The organism is Amycolatopsis sp. TNS106 (assembly GCF_019330265.1).
GTDB classification, from domain to species: Bacteria; Actinomycetota; Actinomycetes; order Mycobacteriales; family Pseudonocardiaceae; genus Amycolatopsis; species Amycolatopsis lurida.
The window spans coordinates 7,935,760-7,948,951 of sequence record NZ_CP024972.1 but is presented as its reverse complement, the minus strand read 5'-3'; the positions used below and the strand labels follow the sequence as shown (position 1 = coordinate 7,948,951).

Genomic DNA, 13,192 nt, shown 5'->3' with positions numbered 1-13,192 from the left:
TTCACTCGGCTGAGCCGAGTGAAGGGGGCCTTCACGCGCGTTCGATCAGGCCCGGTCGGGTTCGCCGGCCACGCGCTCGATCCGGGCACCGAGCCGGTTCAGGTTCTCCACGAAGTGCGGGTAACCGCGGTCGATGTGGAAGACGTCCCAGACCTCGGTGACGCCGTCCGCGCAGAGACCGGCCAGCACCAGCCCGGCGCCGGCCCGGATGTCGGCGGCCCACACCGGGGCGCTCGAGAGCTTCTCCACGCCACGCACGACGGCGTGGTGGCCATCGGTGCGCGCGTCGCCGGAAAGCCGCATCATCTCTTCGATGAACCGGAACCGGGCCTCGTAGATGTTCTCCGTGATCATCGACGTGCCTTCGGAAACCGCCGACAGCGCCACCGCGAACGGCTGCAGGTCGGTCGCGAAACCGGGGTACGGCAGCGTCACCCAGTCGACGGCCTTCGGGCGCTCGTTCTGGACGATGCGGAACCCTTCGCCGTCGAACGTCTCGACCTCGGCGCCCGCCAGGCGGAGCTTGTCGAGGACCAGGTCGAGGTAGTGCGGGTTGACGCCGCGGACGGTCAGGTCGCCCCTGGTCATCGCGGCGGCGAACGCCCAGGTCGCGCCGACGATCCGGTCGCCGATCACGCGGTGCTCGGTGGGGTGCAGCTTCTCGACGCCCTCGACGGTGAGGGTCGAGGTGCCCGCGCCTTCGACCTTCGCGCCCATCTCGGTCAGCATCGTGCAGATGTCGACGATCTCGGGCTCGCGCGCGGCGTTGTCGATGACCGTGGTGCCCTCGGCGAGCACGGCGGCCATCAGGATGTTCTCGGTCGCGCCGACGCTCGGGAAGTCCAGCCAGATCTGCGCGCCGCGCAGCCCGTCGGCCTTCGCCACGACACAGCCGTGCTCGATGGTGCTGGTGGCACCCAGCTTGCGCAGGCCGTTCTGGTGCATGTCCAGCGGACGGGAACCGATGGCGTCGCCGCCCGGCAGCGCGACGACGGCCTGCTTGAGCCGTCCGACCAGCGGACCCAGCACGCACACCGACGCGCGCAGCTTGCCCATCGCGGCCGAATCGGCGCGGTGCGACAGCTCGGCCGGAGTGGTGATCTTGGCGGTGTCGCCGTCGATGACGACGTCGCAACCGACACTGCGCAGGACGTCGCCCATCAGCGGGACGTCCAGGATCTGGGGGCAGTTCGTGATGGTCGTCGTACCCTCGGCCAGCAGGGCCGCGGCCATCAGTTTCAGGACGCTGTTCTTGGCCCCGACCACGTCGACCTCGCCGACCAGCCGTGCTCCGCCGTGCACGTCGAAGTGCTCGCTCATGGGCGCCAATCATGCCCTCTCGCCCGGATTTGCCTTACGCCGGGCCGGTAGAGTCGGCTTCATGGTCGTTCGCATCAACCGCGTGTACACGAAGGTCGGCGACAACGGCACCACGGCGCTCGGCGACGGCTCCCGCGTGCCGAAGACCTCGCCACGGCTGGGTGCGTACGCCGACGTCGACGAAGCCAACTCCGTCATCGGGCTCGCGCTCGCGATGGGCGGTCTCTCCGAGGAAATCGCGCAGGTGCTGCGTGCGGTCCAGAACGATCTCTTCGACGTCGGCGCGGATCTGTGCGCGCCCATCGTGGAGAACCCGCCGTACGAACCGCTGCGCATCACCGAGCGGTACATCGAGCGGCTCGAAGGCTGGTGCGACGAGTTCAACGAGCGGGTGCCGAAGCTGACGTCGTTCATCCTGCCGGGTGGTACCCCGGGTGCGGCGTTCCTGCATCAGGCCCGCACGGTCGCGCGGCGGGCGGAGCGTTCCGGCTGGGCGCTTTTCGAGGCCGAGCAGGCCGCGACGAACCAGCTGGCGATCAAGTACCTGAACCGGCTCTCGGACCTGCTGTTCATCCTGTCGCGGCTGGCGAATCCGGACGGCGACATCCTGTGGCAGCCCGGCGGCGCCTCCTGACAACGCGATTCGGCACCTGGTGGCGGTCTTCGCAACGACCGCGACCAGGTGCCGAATCGCGTGATGAGTAGGAGTTCAGCCCTGTTCCCGTGCTGCCCAATAGCGCTCGAGGTCGACTTCGGGCGTGCCGTCCTTGCCCGGGTCGATCGCCTTCATCGTGATCGTGTCCTCCAGGGACACGGACTCGGGAAGGTGGCTCCAGCGGTTCGCGTCCTCGCTCTGAGTCATAGGCCGAGAATAGACGTGGATCACGTCGGGAACCCGGTAGAAATGCCGCTTCGTGATGATCCCATGTTTTCCTCTGACGTATTCAGAGTCCCCAGGAGGCCCGAAGCGCGGCGAGGGCGTCGTGGAAGCCGGGGAAGGTCTTCTTCACGCAACCCGGGTCGTCCAGCGTGATCCCCGGCGTCCGCAGCCCCGTGACGCTGAACGCCATCGCGATCCGGTGGTCCCGGCGGCACTTCACCAGCGTCCCCGTCGGCACCCCCGGCTGGATCTCGATCCAGTCCCGCCCCGTCTCGACCGGAACACCCATCGCGCGCAGGTTCTCCTCGCACGCCGCGAGCCGGTCGCATTCCTTGATCCGCGTGTTGTAGACGGCCTCGATCCGCACCGGCCCGTCCGCGAACGGCGCGATGGCCGCGAGCGTCGGCACGGTGTCGGAGATGTCGCGCATGTTCACGGTGACGCCGCGCAGCCCGCCCGTCCCGGTCACGGTCACGGCGTCCGGGCCCACCTGGACGTCCGCGCCCATCTGCCGCAGGACCTCGACGAAGGCCAGATCTCCTTGCAGGGCACCGTCACCCAAGCCCGGCACGGTCACCGAGTTGCCGGTCAGCGCGGCGGCCGCGAAGAAGTAACTGGACGTCGAAGCGTCGGGCTCGATCTCGTAGCGGCAAGCCCGGTACGGCGTGGGCGGCACGACGAACGTGTCGCCGTCCCGGACGACCTCGACGCCGAAGCGCCGCATCATCGCGATGGTGATCTCGACGTAGGGCACCGAAACGAGGTCGGTCACGGTGATCCGCAGCCCCTCGGCGGTCAGCGGCCCGACCAGCAACAACGCGGTCAGGAACTGTGACGACAGCCCAGCGTCCAGCGTCAGCTCCCCGCCCTTGATGCCGTCGCCCCGCACGACCAGCGGATGGTGTCCCGGCGCGCCTTCGAAGGTGAGGTCGACGCCCAGCTCCAGCAACGCGTCGGTCAGCGGGCCCAGCGGGCGGGCGCGCATCTGCTCGGAGGCGTCGAAGCGGAAGGTGCCGTGCCCGGCGGCGGCCAGCGCGGGCAGGAAACGCGCGGTGGTGGCGCCGTCGCGGCAGAAGACGTCGGCGCTGTCGACGGCGGGGCCCTCGGGCCTGCCTTCGATGGTCCACTCGCCGTCAGTGCGGGAGACCTGGTAGCCGAGCTTGAGGAGGCCTTCGGCGAAGCCCTCGGAGTCATCCGAACGCAGTGGCCTGCCCAGCACGGTCGTCCCGTGGGCGGCGGCCGCGAGGAACAGGCCTCGGGCGGTGATCGACTTCGAACCGGGGATGTCGACGATGGTCACGGCGTGAGCATACGGCGTGCGCGAACGGCGAACTCGCGTGCTTGGACGCGCGACTCGCGTGCTTGAGGGCGTAACTCGCGTGCTTGAGGGCGTAACTCAGGAAGCGCGCGGGAGGCGGCGCCCGGGTGGGGCCGATTCGAGCCAGGAAAGAAAGCCGGTGAGGGCACCGGGACCCATCGCGATCTCGATCGCCTCCTGGGTGGCGGACTCACACCGCAGGACGATCGCGCCTTCGGGGACGGCGTACGCCTCCGTGCCGGAGGGATCGCGCCGGTCCGCGATCTCCATACTCGCCCGCTGGAAGACCCGGTCCGGGCCGGTCCGCAGGCTCCACACCCGGAACCAGACGAACTCGTCGCCCTCGTAGCGGCCCAGCCCCAGATGCCAGCTGGACCGCGCCTCGTCCGGACGCCACCGCAGGGCGACACTCACGCCACCACCGCGGCGCATCCGGACCCACCGCAACGAATACCAGGCCACGACGACGGCCAGGATGGTCAGGGCCCCGAGAACACCCACGGCGATTTCCACGGCCCGGCCCCTGTCCTTCGCCCGATCAGACTGACTGACCGGCCGCGCGAAGCTGGGCGGTCGCCCTAGCCCGCTCTTGCTCGTCTTCGCCGGTCAGCGCCTTCTTGGCCGCGTCGACGTCGATCTCGTGCGAAAGCTCCGCGCTCTCCGCGAGGATGCTCACGCCGGTCGCGGTGACCGACAGGAACCCGCCGTGCACCGCGGCGGTCACGGTCTCGCCGTCCGTGGTCGTCACCTTCACGACGCCACCCTCGACGAGCTGGCCGAGGACCGGCTCGTGACCGGCCATGATGCCGATCTCGCCCTCGGTGGTCTGCGCCACCACGAACGTGGCGGTGCCGGACCACAGACGGCGCTCGACGGCTACCAGCTCGACAGAAATCTCAGCCACGTAGCTTCCCTTCACCTCAGGTGCTGGCACCGAGTGTAATAGTCAATGATCCCGGTATGCGAACGACGGGACCAGCGTCCACAGTAGACACTGATCCCGCCGCTCATCGGAACATCACTTCTTGGTGATTTCCTTGTACTTCTTCTCGAGGTCTTCGAGGCCACCGATACCCAGGAACGCCTGCTCCGGGTAGTGGTCGAAGTCGCCCTTGGTGATGCGGTCGAACGACTCGATGGTCTCCGACAGCGGCACGGTCGAGCCCGGGATCTGCGTGAACGCCTCGGCGACCAGCATGTTCTGCGACAGGAACCGCTCGATGCGGCGCGCGCGCTGAACGGTCAGCTTGTCCTCTTCCGAGAGCTCGTCCATACCGAGGATCGCGATGATGTCCTGCAGCTCCTTGTACTTCTGCAGGATCCGGATGACCTCGGAGGCCACGCGGTAGTGGTCCTCACCGACGATGGCCGGGTCGAGAATGGTCGACGTCGACGCCAGCGGGTCCACCGCCGGGAAGATGCCCTTCTGGAACACCGACCGCGAAAGCTCGGTGGTGGCGTCCAGGTGGGCGAACGTCGTCGCCGGGGCCGGGTCGGTGTAGTCGTCCGCGGGGACGTAGATCGCCTGCATCGAGGTGATCGAACGACCACGGGTCGAGGTGATCCGCTCCTGGAGCTGACCCATCTCGTCCGCCAGCGTCGGCTGGTAACCCACGGCCGAAGGCATGCGGCCCAGCAGGGTCGAAACCTCGGAACCGGCCTGGGTGAACCGGAAGATGTTGTCGATGAAGAGCAGCACGTCCTGGTTCTGCACATCGCGGAAGTACTCCGCCATGGTCAGCGCGGACAGCGCGACCCGCATACGGGTGCCCGGCGGCTCGTCCATCTGGCCGAAGACGAGGGCGGTGTCGTTGATGACGCCGTCCTCGGACATCTCCAGGAAGAGGTCGTTGCCCTCACGGGTGCGCTCGCCGACACCGGCGAACACCGAGGTACCACCGAAGTTCCGGGCGACACGGGTGATCATCTCCTTGATGAGCACCGTCTTGCCGACGCCGGCACCGCCGAACAGGCCGATCTTGCCACCCTGCACGTACGGGGTCAGCAGGTCGACGACCTTGAGGCCGGTCTCCAGCATCTCCGTCTTGCCTTCGAGCTGGTCGAAGGACGGCGGGTTGCGGTGGATGCCCCAGCGCTCGAGGTCGTCGCCGTAGCCGGGCTCGTCGAGGCACTCGCCGAGCGCGTTGTAGACGTGGCCCTTGACCTTGTCGCCGACCGGCACGGTGATGGGGCCGCCGGTGTCGGTGACCTCGGCGCCACGGACGAGGCCGTCCTGCGGCTGGAGCGAAATGGTGCGGACGAGGTTGTCACCGAGGTGGCTGGCGACCTCGAGCGTCACCGTCTTGCGGAGCTGCTCGAACTCGATCTCGACCTTGAGCGCGTTGAACTGGTCGGGGACGGAACCGCGCGGGAATTCGACGTCGACGACCGGGCCGGTCACCGAGACGATGCGCCCCTTGGCACGGGCTTCAGTACTGGTCATCAGTCATCACTTCCTGCTGCGGTGAGAGCGTTCGCCCCACCGACGATTTCGGAGATCTCCTGGGTGATCTGCGCCTGGCGGGCCTGGTTCGCCTCCCGCGTCAGCGTGTTCACCAGTTCGTTCGCGTTGTCCGACGCCGCCTTCATCGCGGTGCGGCGCGCCGCGAGTTCGGACGCGGCCGACTCGAGCATCGCCGCGAAGATCCGCGTGTTGATGTACTTCGGCAGCAACGCGGCGAGCAGCTTTTCGGCGCTGGGCTCGAACTCGTAGCTCGGGAGCAGGCTTTCCGGCTTCTCCTCTTCGCCCTCGGTGTACTCGACCTCGAGCGGCGCGACGCGCTTGGCGGTCGGACGCTGGGTGAGCATCGAGACGAACTCGGTGTAGACGACGTGGATCTCGTCGACACCCAGGATGCCGTCGGCGTTGCCCGCCTCGTCGTCGGCGCCGTTCAGGAACGACTCGACGATCAGCTCACCGGCCTCGGCGGCGTTGACGTAACCGGGCTGGTCGGAGAAGCCCGTCCAGCTTTCGGTCACCTCACGGCCGCGGAACCGGTAGTAGCTCAGGCCCTTGTTGCCGGTCACGTACAGCACCGGCTCCTTGCCCTGCTCACGCAGCAGCGTGAGGAGCTCCTCGGTCGCCTTCAGCACGTTGGAGTTGTACCCACCGCACTGGCCCTTGTCGCTGGTGATCACGAGGACCGCCGCGCGCTTCGGGTTGGGGCGCTCGACCAACAGCGGGTGGTCGAGGTTGGCCGAGGCGCCGGCCAGGGCCGAGAGCACGTTCGTGATCTCGTCCGAGTAGGGCCGGGACGCCGCGACCTTCGCCCGCGCCTTGGTGATGCGCGCGGTGGCGATGAGCTCCATCGCCTTGGTGATCTTGCCGATGGACTTGGTCGCCTTGATACGCGACCGGAGTTCTCGGAGTTGTGCGGCCATGAGCTATCAGCTCACTTCTTCGGGGCGGGCTTGTTGACCTTGACGGTCTCCTGCCCGACCTTCTCGGCGTCCATCGCGTCGGAGACCTCGACGAGGCTCTTGCCCTCGGCGGTGGTGAACTCCTTCTTGAACTCGTTCACCGCGTCGACCAGCCCGGAAGCGGTCTCGTCGGAGAACTTGCCCGACTCGCGGATGTCCTTGAGGAGCTCGCCGTGCTTGCGGCGCGCGGAGTCGATGAACTCGTGGTTGAAGCGGCGCACGTCCTCGGTCGGGACCGAGTCGTAGTGCCCGTTGGTGCCCAGGTACACCGTGACGACCTGCTCCTCGACCGGGATCGGCGAGTACTGCGGCTGCTTGAGCACCTCGTACAGACGGGCACCACGCTCGAGCTGCGCCTTCGACGCGTCGTCGAGGTCCGAGGCGAAGGCCGCGAAGGCCTCCAGCTCGCGGTACTGCGACAGGTCGATACGGAGCGAACCCGAAACCGACTTCATCGCCTTGACCTGCGCGGCACCACCCACGCGGGAGACCGAGATACCCACGTCGATGGCCGGGCGCTGACCGGCGTTGAACAGGTCCGACTGGAAGAAGCACTGACCGTCGGTGATCGAGATGACGTTGGTCGGGATGTAGGCCGACACGTCGTTCGCCTTGGTCTCGATGATCGGGAGACCGGTCAGCGAGCCCGCGCCCAGCTCGTCCGAGAGCTTCGCGCAACGCTCGAGGAGACGGGAGTGCAAGTAGAAGACGTCGCCGGGGAAGGCTTCACGGCCCGGCGGGCGACGCAGCAGCAGCGAGATCGCGCGGTAGGCGTCGGCCTGCTTGGTCAGGTCGTCGAACACGATGAGGACGTGCTTACCCTCGTACATCCAGTGCTGGCCGATGGCCGAGCCGGTGTACGGCGCGATCCACTTGAAGCCGGCGGAGTCCGACGCGGGGGCCGCGACGATGGTGGTGTACTCCATCGCGCCGGCGTCCTCGAGGGACTTCTTGACCGCGGCGATCGTGGAGCCCTTCTGGCCGACCGCGACGTAGATGCAGCGAACCTGCTTCTTCGGGTCGCCGGAGTCCCAGTTGGCCTTCTGGTTGATGATCGTGTCCACCGCGACGGCCGTCTTACCGGTCTTGCGGTCACCGATGATCAGCTGACGCTGGCCACGGCCGATCGGGGTCATCGCGTCGATGGCGGTGATACCGGTCTGCAGCGGCTCCGACACCGGCTGGCGCTCGACCACCGAAGCGGCCTTGACCTCCAGCGGGCGGCGGTCGGTGGTCTCGATCTCGCCGAGGCCGTCGATCGGGGCGCCCAGCGGGTTCACGACCCGGCCGAGGTAGCCCTCGCCGACCGGAACCGAGAGGACCTGACCGGTCCGCTTGACTTCCTGGCCTTCGACGACGGTCTCGAAGTCACCGAGGATCGCGGCACCGATGGAGCGCGCGTCCAGGTTCAGCGCCACCCCGAGGACCCCGCCGGGGAACTCGAGCAGCTCGTTGGCCATCGCCGAGGGAAGGCCCTCGACGTGGGCGATGCCGTCACCGGCGTCGATGACGACGCCAACTTCTTCCCGGCTCACGTCCGGGGCGTAACTCGAGACGTAGTTCTCGATCGCGCTACGGATCTCATCCGAGGAGATCGTCAGCTCCGCCATTTCAATCCCGCTCTCGCTTCGTTCGTGCCAGTGTGCAAAGTCGTTGTTGTGGGTCAGCCAGCCAACCGGCGACGCAGGGCGTCGATGCGCCCCGCGGTACTGCCGTCGATGACCTCGTCGCCGACGCGGACCACGAGTCCGCCGCCCAGTGACGGGTCGACCTCGACGTGCAGCGCGAGCTGCCGCCCGTACAGGGCGTTGAGCTTCTCGCTCAGCCGAGCGTGCTGCTCGTCGGACAGCGCGCTGGCGCTGGTCACCTGGGCGACCGAGCGCTGACGGCGTTCCGCGGCCAGCTGGACCAGCCGCTCGAGGGCGTTGGCGACCCCGCGGCCCTTGGCGCGCAGGACGACCTGCTCGACGAGGGTCTTGGTGACCACGTCCACCTTGTCGGCGAACAGGGTGCGGACGAGGGTCCGCTTCGCCTCGGCGGGAGCGGTCAGGTCGGACAAGGCCTGTTCGAGCTCCGGTGCACCCGCAACGATACGAGTGACCCGGAACAGCTGGTCTTCGACAGCGTCGATGTTCCCGGACTTCTCCGCACTGGTGAGCAGCGCCGAGCGGCCGAGGGCCTCGAGCCCGTCGGTCAGTTCGCGCGGGCTCGACCAGCGGCTGCCAGCCACGGAGTCGAGCACCTGCAGGGCCGGCTCGGAAACCTTGCCCGCGAGGATCCCGCGAGCGAGGCCGATCCGGGCTTCGGGCGTGGCGGAACCGTCGGCGACGGCCCGGCGCAGGCCGATCTCCCGGTCCAGCAGGGCGACGACCGAAAGCAACTCGTCGCCGACCGTCGCCGGGTCGGTACCCGCGGCGGCCAGAACCTCGCCGAGACGCTTCTCGGCGAGGTCGAGCGCTTCACGGCTCGCAGCATGCAGCGTCATTCTGGTCTACTTCCCCGCTCCGAGACCGGCACCGTTGGTACCTGCGGTCTCCAATTCGGCCAGGAACCGGTCCACGGTGCCGTGACGGCGCGCGTCGTCCGCGAGCGACTCGCCGACGATGCGGCTGGCCAGCTCGACGGAGTTACGGCCGAGTTCGGCGCGCAGTTCGGCGATGATCTGCGCCTTCTGGGCCTGCAGCTGAGCCTGACCCTGGGCGACGATGCGCTGGGACTCGGACTCCGCCTCGGCCCGCAGCTCCGCCTTGATCTGCTCGGCTTCGAGCCGGGCGTCGTCGCGGATCTTCGCGGCCTCGGAACGGGCTTCGGCCAGCTGCGCCTTGTACTGCGCAAGGTTTTCTTCGGCTTCGGCCTGAGCCTTCTCGGCCCGCTCGATGCCACCCTCGATCAGCTTGGTCCGCTCTTCGTAGGTCGCTTCGAAACGCGGAACGACGTACTTCTTCAGAACGAACAGCAGCAGAAGGAAGGCGATGAACCCGAGGATGAGCTCGGGAACGTGCGGCACGATCGGGTTGGGCACCTCTTCGGCGGCCAACACCAATTCGGTCTTCAGCACAACGTCTCCTTAAGCGATGAGCGGAACTCAGCCCTAGGCGGAGGCGAGGAAGTAGATGACGATACCGATCAGCGCGAGCACCTCGGTGAGCACGAAGGTGGAGAAGGCGATGCTCTGCAGCTTGCCCTGGGCCTCCGGCTGACGGGCGGTGCCGTTGATGACGGCCGCGAAGATCAGACCCACACCGATACCGGGGCCGATCGCGCCGAGGCCGTAACCGATGGCCGCGAGACCCTTGTTGAGGTTGACAGCCTCGGCAGCCTGCTGCGCAAGAACGATGTTGCTCACGTGCGTTTCCCTTCAAACTCGGTCCGCGCGACTCACGCGGATCGGGGGCTTTGGTGTTCTCAGTGCTCCGACGCCAGCGCGGCGCCGATGTACCCTGCGGACAGCAGTGCGAAAATGAATGCCTGCAGGACCTGGATGAATGCTTCCAGGAAGGTCATCGCGATGGCGAAGAGGAATGCCACCGGTGACGCGACCTTCACGAGTCCTTCGCCCTCGGTCAGCAGGAAGCTCCCGCCGAGCGTGAAGACCATGATGATCAGGTGCCCGGCGAACATCGCCGCGAAAACTCGGATGGCCAGCGTGGCCGGCGCGATGAAGAACTTCTGCGCGAACTCGATGGTGGAGTACAGCGGCAGAACGAATCCGGGAATACCCGCCGGCGCCAGTTCCTTCTTCAGGTAACCCTTGAAACCGTGGCGCTTGAACCCGACGTAGTGGTACACCGGGTAAACGACAAGGAACGCGAGGGCGACCGGGAAGCCGATCCGTGCCATCGTCGGGAACTGGAAGAACGGGATGATCCCGAACAGGTTGTTCACCAGCACAAAGCTGAACAGCCCCAGGATCAGCGGAATGAACGGCTTGAAGTCGGCCGATCCGATCTGCTCACGCGCGATGTTGTTGCGGCCGAAGTTGTAGATGCTTTCGGCGATGAACTGTCCCTTGCCGGGGACGACCTTGAGGCGGCGCGACGTCACCATGAAGTAGGTGACGATGATGATCAGGGAGATGACCACCAGCAGCATCGGCTTGGTGAAAGCAAACCAGCCGGAACCGAACAACGGCGGCAGGTTGAAGTCTTTGACACCAGGCGGCGCGAACTCCGCACCCTCGGCTAGTACCAGCGCGCCCACTGGGCTCCTTCCGGTTCTCCCGGCCGGCGTTCACTCCGCCGGGGGAATCGTCACGATCTGGACTTAACGTACCCGACACGTATCGGGCCGTCGGAGGCGGCCACCCCACGATGTGCTGAACACGGCTTCACGTTCCGCACACGAGGATTCTCGATGCAGTGCTCCCGGGAGACAGACGCCTACCAGCGGGTAAGAGGGGACGATTCAACGCCGTCGCCACACTGCTGTTCGGGGTTCGTCATCAGGAGCCGGCGACCGAGGCCGCCGCCCATACGCGGACCATATCAGGGGGTACCGCCGGGCCGTACAGGCGTACTACATTGCCCCCGATCGGCCGAGGACCTAGGTCCCGCCCCAGGTCAGGACCTCGGTCCCGGGATCAGCGGGAAGCGGGGATGATCGTCGGGATCTTGGTCTTGCGGAAGGCCGCGAACTCCACCGCGGCGGCCACGAGGATCGCGACGATCATGGTGACGCCCAAGGCCATCGGGTGGATCGAGCTCACCCCGCGGAGCAGGGTCAGCGCCCCGAACAAGAGGACGATCTTGAGCACGTAACCACCGAGAGCGATCACCATCACGAACATCGGGTCCATGCCCGCGCTGAAGCGCATCAGGCCCAGCGTCGCGAGAGCGGACACGAGGGCGAGCACGCCACCGAGGACCGAGCCGAACAGGCCCGGCAGTCCATTGAGGATGGTGAAGACCACGATGCACACCAGCACCGCGGGCGGAACCAGCTTCAGGGAAGCCTTCGTCATCGCGTTGGCCGCCTGCAGGACCACCTTGGCGTGAGGGTTCTCCTCCGCCTCGACGGTCTTCTCGGTCTCGCTCACAGAAAACTCCCTGGTCGTCTCAGCCCGCCAGTGTAGGCCCGCGCCGCTCGCGGCGTTCAAACGGTCCGGTTCCGCGATCGCAGCCTGGGCACGATCGACACCAAGGTCGCCAGCAGGAAGCCGAAACCGACGATCCAGAAGACCGCCGCGCTGTCGAACAGCGTGACCGAAACGGCGCCGAACGCGAGCAGGCCGGCCCACAAGTAGATGAGCAGCACCGCGCGACGCTGGGAGTGGCCGATCTCCAGCAGGCGGTGGTGCAGGTGCATCTTGTCCGCGGCGAACGGGCTCTCCCCGCGACGGGTGCGGCGGATGACCGCCATGATCAGGTCGAGCATCGGCACGAACAGCACCGCGGCGACCACGACGAGCGGCGAGAGCAGCGCGAGCGCGTCCTTGCCGCTGAACTGCGGGTACGGCACGCGGCCCGACGCGGACGTCGTCGCGCCCGCCAGCATGAGACCGATCATCATCGAACCCGAGTCGCCCATGAAGATCTTCGCGGGCTGGAAGTTGTACGGCAGGAAGCCGAGACAGGCCCCGGCGAGCGTGGCGGCGATGAGGGCGGGCGGGTACGCGCCGACGTCGCCACCCGAGGAGTCGAGCAGGCCGAGGGAGAAGGAGCACGTCGCCGCGGCGGCGATGAAGCCGAGGCCGCCGGCGAGCCCGTCCAGGCCGTCGACGAAGTTCATCGCGTTGACCATGACGACCACCAGCACGACGGTCAGCAGCGCGCCCTGGTTCTTGTCCAGCACCAGCACCTGGCCGAACGACTCGCCACCACCGCCCCACGGCACCCAGAACGACACCCACTGCACACCGAAGATCACCAGGATCCCGGCGCACATGACCTGGCCCGCCAGTTTCGTCCAGGCGTCCAGCTCGAACCGGTCGTCGAGGGCGCCGATCAGGGAGATCACGCCCGCGGCGAGCAGGACGCCCAGCGAATCGAAGGAGAAGTCGAAACCGCGGCTCAGCGCGGGCAGCTGGTGCGCGAGCCCCATCGCGGCGGCGACGCCGAGGAAGATCCCGATCCCGCCCATCCGCGGGATCGGGGTGACGTGGACGTCGCGGGCCCGCGGGTTGGCGATCGCGCCGATCCGGATCGCGACCCGGCGCACGACGCCGGTGAGCAGGAAGGTCACGGCCGCCGCGGTGAGGGCGACGAGGATGTACTCCCGGATCGGGAGGCCTTGCGTAGGAGGCATGATGCGTTACG

Annotated in this window: 15 protein-coding genes; 1 reads left to right on the top strand and 14 read right to left on the bottom strand. The window is 67.4% G+C overall.

Going from position 1 to position 13,192, the window contains the following annotated elements; translation table 11 throughout:
* Window positions 1-45 precede the first annotated feature (45 nt).
* Window positions 46-1,320, bottom strand: a complete 1,275-nt coding sequence (gene murA / locus CVV72_RS36780; protein WP_192743220.1) for a UDP-N-acetylglucosamine 1-carboxyvinyltransferase — start codon at window positions 1,318-1,320, stop codon at window positions 46-48.
* A 61-nt stretch (window positions 1,321-1,381) separates the two neighbouring features.
* Here murA and CVV72_RS36775 point away from each other — a divergent pair, with 61 nt between their 5' ends.
* Entirely contained in the window at window positions 1,382-1,954 is a 573-nt protein-coding gene (locus tag CVV72_RS36775) for a cob(I)yrinic acid a,c-diamide adenosyltransferase (protein ID WP_219148855.1), read from the top strand.
* A 75-nt stretch (window positions 1,955-2,029) separates the two neighbouring features.
* Here CVV72_RS36775 and CVV72_RS36770 read toward each other — a convergent pair whose 3' ends face one another.
* The 13 genes from CVV72_RS36770 to CVV72_RS36710 all read right to left on the bottom strand — a co-directional run bounded on the left by CVV72_RS36770 (window position 2,030) and on the right by CVV72_RS36710 (window position 13,181).
* A complete protein-coding gene (locus CVV72_RS36770) occupies window positions 2,030-2,182 on the bottom strand; it encodes a hypothetical protein (protein WP_233611475.1) in 153 nt (50 codons plus the stop codon).
* A gap of 82 nt (window positions 2,183-2,264) precedes the next feature.
* The gene (gene aroA / locus CVV72_RS36765) at window positions 2,265-3,500 is read right to left on the bottom strand and encodes a 3-phosphoshikimate 1-carboxyvinyltransferase (RefSeq protein ID WP_219148853.1); all 1,236 of its coding nucleotides are present in this window, start codon (window positions 3,498-3,500) and stop codon (window positions 2,265-2,267) included.
* Between the two features lie 96 nt (window positions 3,501-3,596).
* Window positions 3,597-4,031, bottom strand: coding sequence for a DUF2550 domain-containing protein (locus CVV72_RS36760; protein WP_034308936.1), 435 nt, complete (start codon window positions 4,029-4,031; stop codon window positions 3,597-3,599).
* A 25-nt stretch (window positions 4,032-4,056) separates the two neighbouring features.
* On the bottom strand, window positions 4,057-4,422 hold the full coding sequence (locus tag CVV72_RS36755) for a F0F1 ATP synthase subunit epsilon (protein WP_034309272.1): 366 nt from the start codon (window positions 4,420-4,422) through the stop codon (window positions 4,057-4,059).
* Window positions 4,423-4,536: 114 nt separating this feature from the next.
* Complete coding sequence (atpD, locus tag CVV72_RS36750) at window positions 4,537-5,961, bottom strand: F0F1 ATP synthase subunit beta (protein WP_007028325.1); 1,425 nt, start codon at window positions 5,959-5,961, stop codon at window positions 4,537-4,539.
* Window positions 5,961-6,899, bottom strand: a complete 939-nt coding sequence (locus CVV72_RS36745) for a F0F1 ATP synthase subunit gamma (protein WP_007028326.1) — start codon at window positions 6,897-6,899, stop codon at window positions 5,961-5,963. The genes atpD and CVV72_RS36745 overlap by 1 nt, the downstream gene beginning before the upstream one ends.
* Window positions 6,900-6,910: 11 nt before the next feature.
* Window positions 6,911-8,548 (bottom strand): F0F1 ATP synthase subunit alpha, encoded by a 1,638-nt coding sequence (gene atpA, locus CVV72_RS36740; protein WP_219148852.1) that lies wholly within the window; start codon window positions 8,546-8,548, stop codon window positions 6,911-6,913.
* A gap of 53 nt (window positions 8,549-8,601) precedes the next feature.
* Window positions 8,602-9,423 carry a F0F1 ATP synthase subunit delta gene (locus tag CVV72_RS36735; RefSeq protein WP_219148850.1) on the bottom strand — a complete coding sequence of 274 codons (822 nt, stop codon included), beginning with the start codon at window positions 9,421-9,423 and terminating at the stop codon, window positions 8,602-8,604.
* 6 nt (window positions 9,424-9,429) lie between these two features.
* Window positions 9,430-9,996 carry a F0F1 ATP synthase subunit B gene (locus CVV72_RS36730; RefSeq protein WP_219148848.1) on the bottom strand — a complete coding sequence of 189 codons (567 nt, stop codon included), beginning with the start codon at window positions 9,994-9,996 and terminating at the stop codon, window positions 9,430-9,432.
* A 33-nt stretch (window positions 9,997-10,029) separates the two neighbouring features.
* Entirely contained in the window at window positions 10,030-10,284 is a 255-nt protein-coding gene (locus CVV72_RS36725) for an ATP F0F1 synthase subunit C (protein WP_219148845.1), read from the bottom strand.
* A gap of 59 nt (window positions 10,285-10,343) precedes the next feature.
* The gene (atpB, locus tag CVV72_RS36720) at window positions 10,344-11,138 is read right to left on the bottom strand and encodes a F0F1 ATP synthase subunit A (RefSeq protein WP_034308955.1); all 795 of its coding nucleotides are present in this window, start codon (window positions 11,136-11,138) and stop codon (window positions 10,344-10,346) included.
* Between the two features lie 379 nt (window positions 11,139-11,517).
* Window positions 11,518-11,973 (bottom strand): hypothetical protein, encoded by a 456-nt coding sequence (locus CVV72_RS36715; RefSeq protein WP_219148843.1) that lies wholly within the window; start codon window positions 11,971-11,973, stop codon window positions 11,518-11,520.
* Between the two features lie 56 nt (window positions 11,974-12,029).
* Window positions 12,030-13,181 carry a glycosyltransferase family 4 protein gene (locus CVV72_RS36710; protein ID WP_219148842.1) on the bottom strand — a complete coding sequence of 384 codons (1,152 nt, stop codon included), beginning with the start codon at window positions 13,179-13,181 and terminating at the stop codon, window positions 12,030-12,032.
* Window positions 13,182-13,192 lie beyond the last annotated feature (11 nt).

Bases quoted from the DNA above. Each gene is read 5' to 3' on its own strand.
- murA (WP_192743220.1), bottom strand. From the start codon at position 1,320: ATGAGCGAGCACTTCGACGTGCACGGCGGAGCACGGCTGGTCGGCGAG.
- CVV72_RS36775 (WP_219148855.1), top strand. From the start codon at position 1,382: ATGGTCGTTCGCATCAACCGCGTGTACACGAAGGTCGGCGACAACGGC.
- CVV72_RS36770 (WP_233611475.1), bottom strand. From the start codon at position 2,182: ATGACTCAGAGCGAGGACGCGAACCGCTGGAGCCACCTTCCCGAGTCC.
- atpD (WP_007028325.1), bottom strand. From the start codon at position 5,961: ATGACCAGTACTGAAGCCCGTGCCAAGGGGCGCATCGTCTCGGTGACC.
- CVV72_RS36745 (WP_007028326.1), bottom strand. From the start codon at position 6,899: ATGGCCGCACAACTCCGAGAACTCCGGTCGCGTATCAAGGCGACCAAG.
- atpA (WP_219148852.1), bottom strand. From the start codon at position 8,548: ATGGCGGAGCTGACGATCTCCTCGGATGAGATCCGTAGCGCGATCGAG.
- CVV72_RS36735 (WP_219148850.1), bottom strand. From the start codon at position 9,423: ATGACGCTGCATGCTGCGAGCCGTGAAGCGCTCGACCTCGCCGAGAAG.
- CVV72_RS36710 (WP_219148842.1), bottom strand. From the start codon at position 13,181: ATGCCTCCTACGCAAGGCCTCCCGATCCGGGAGTACATCCTCGTCGCC.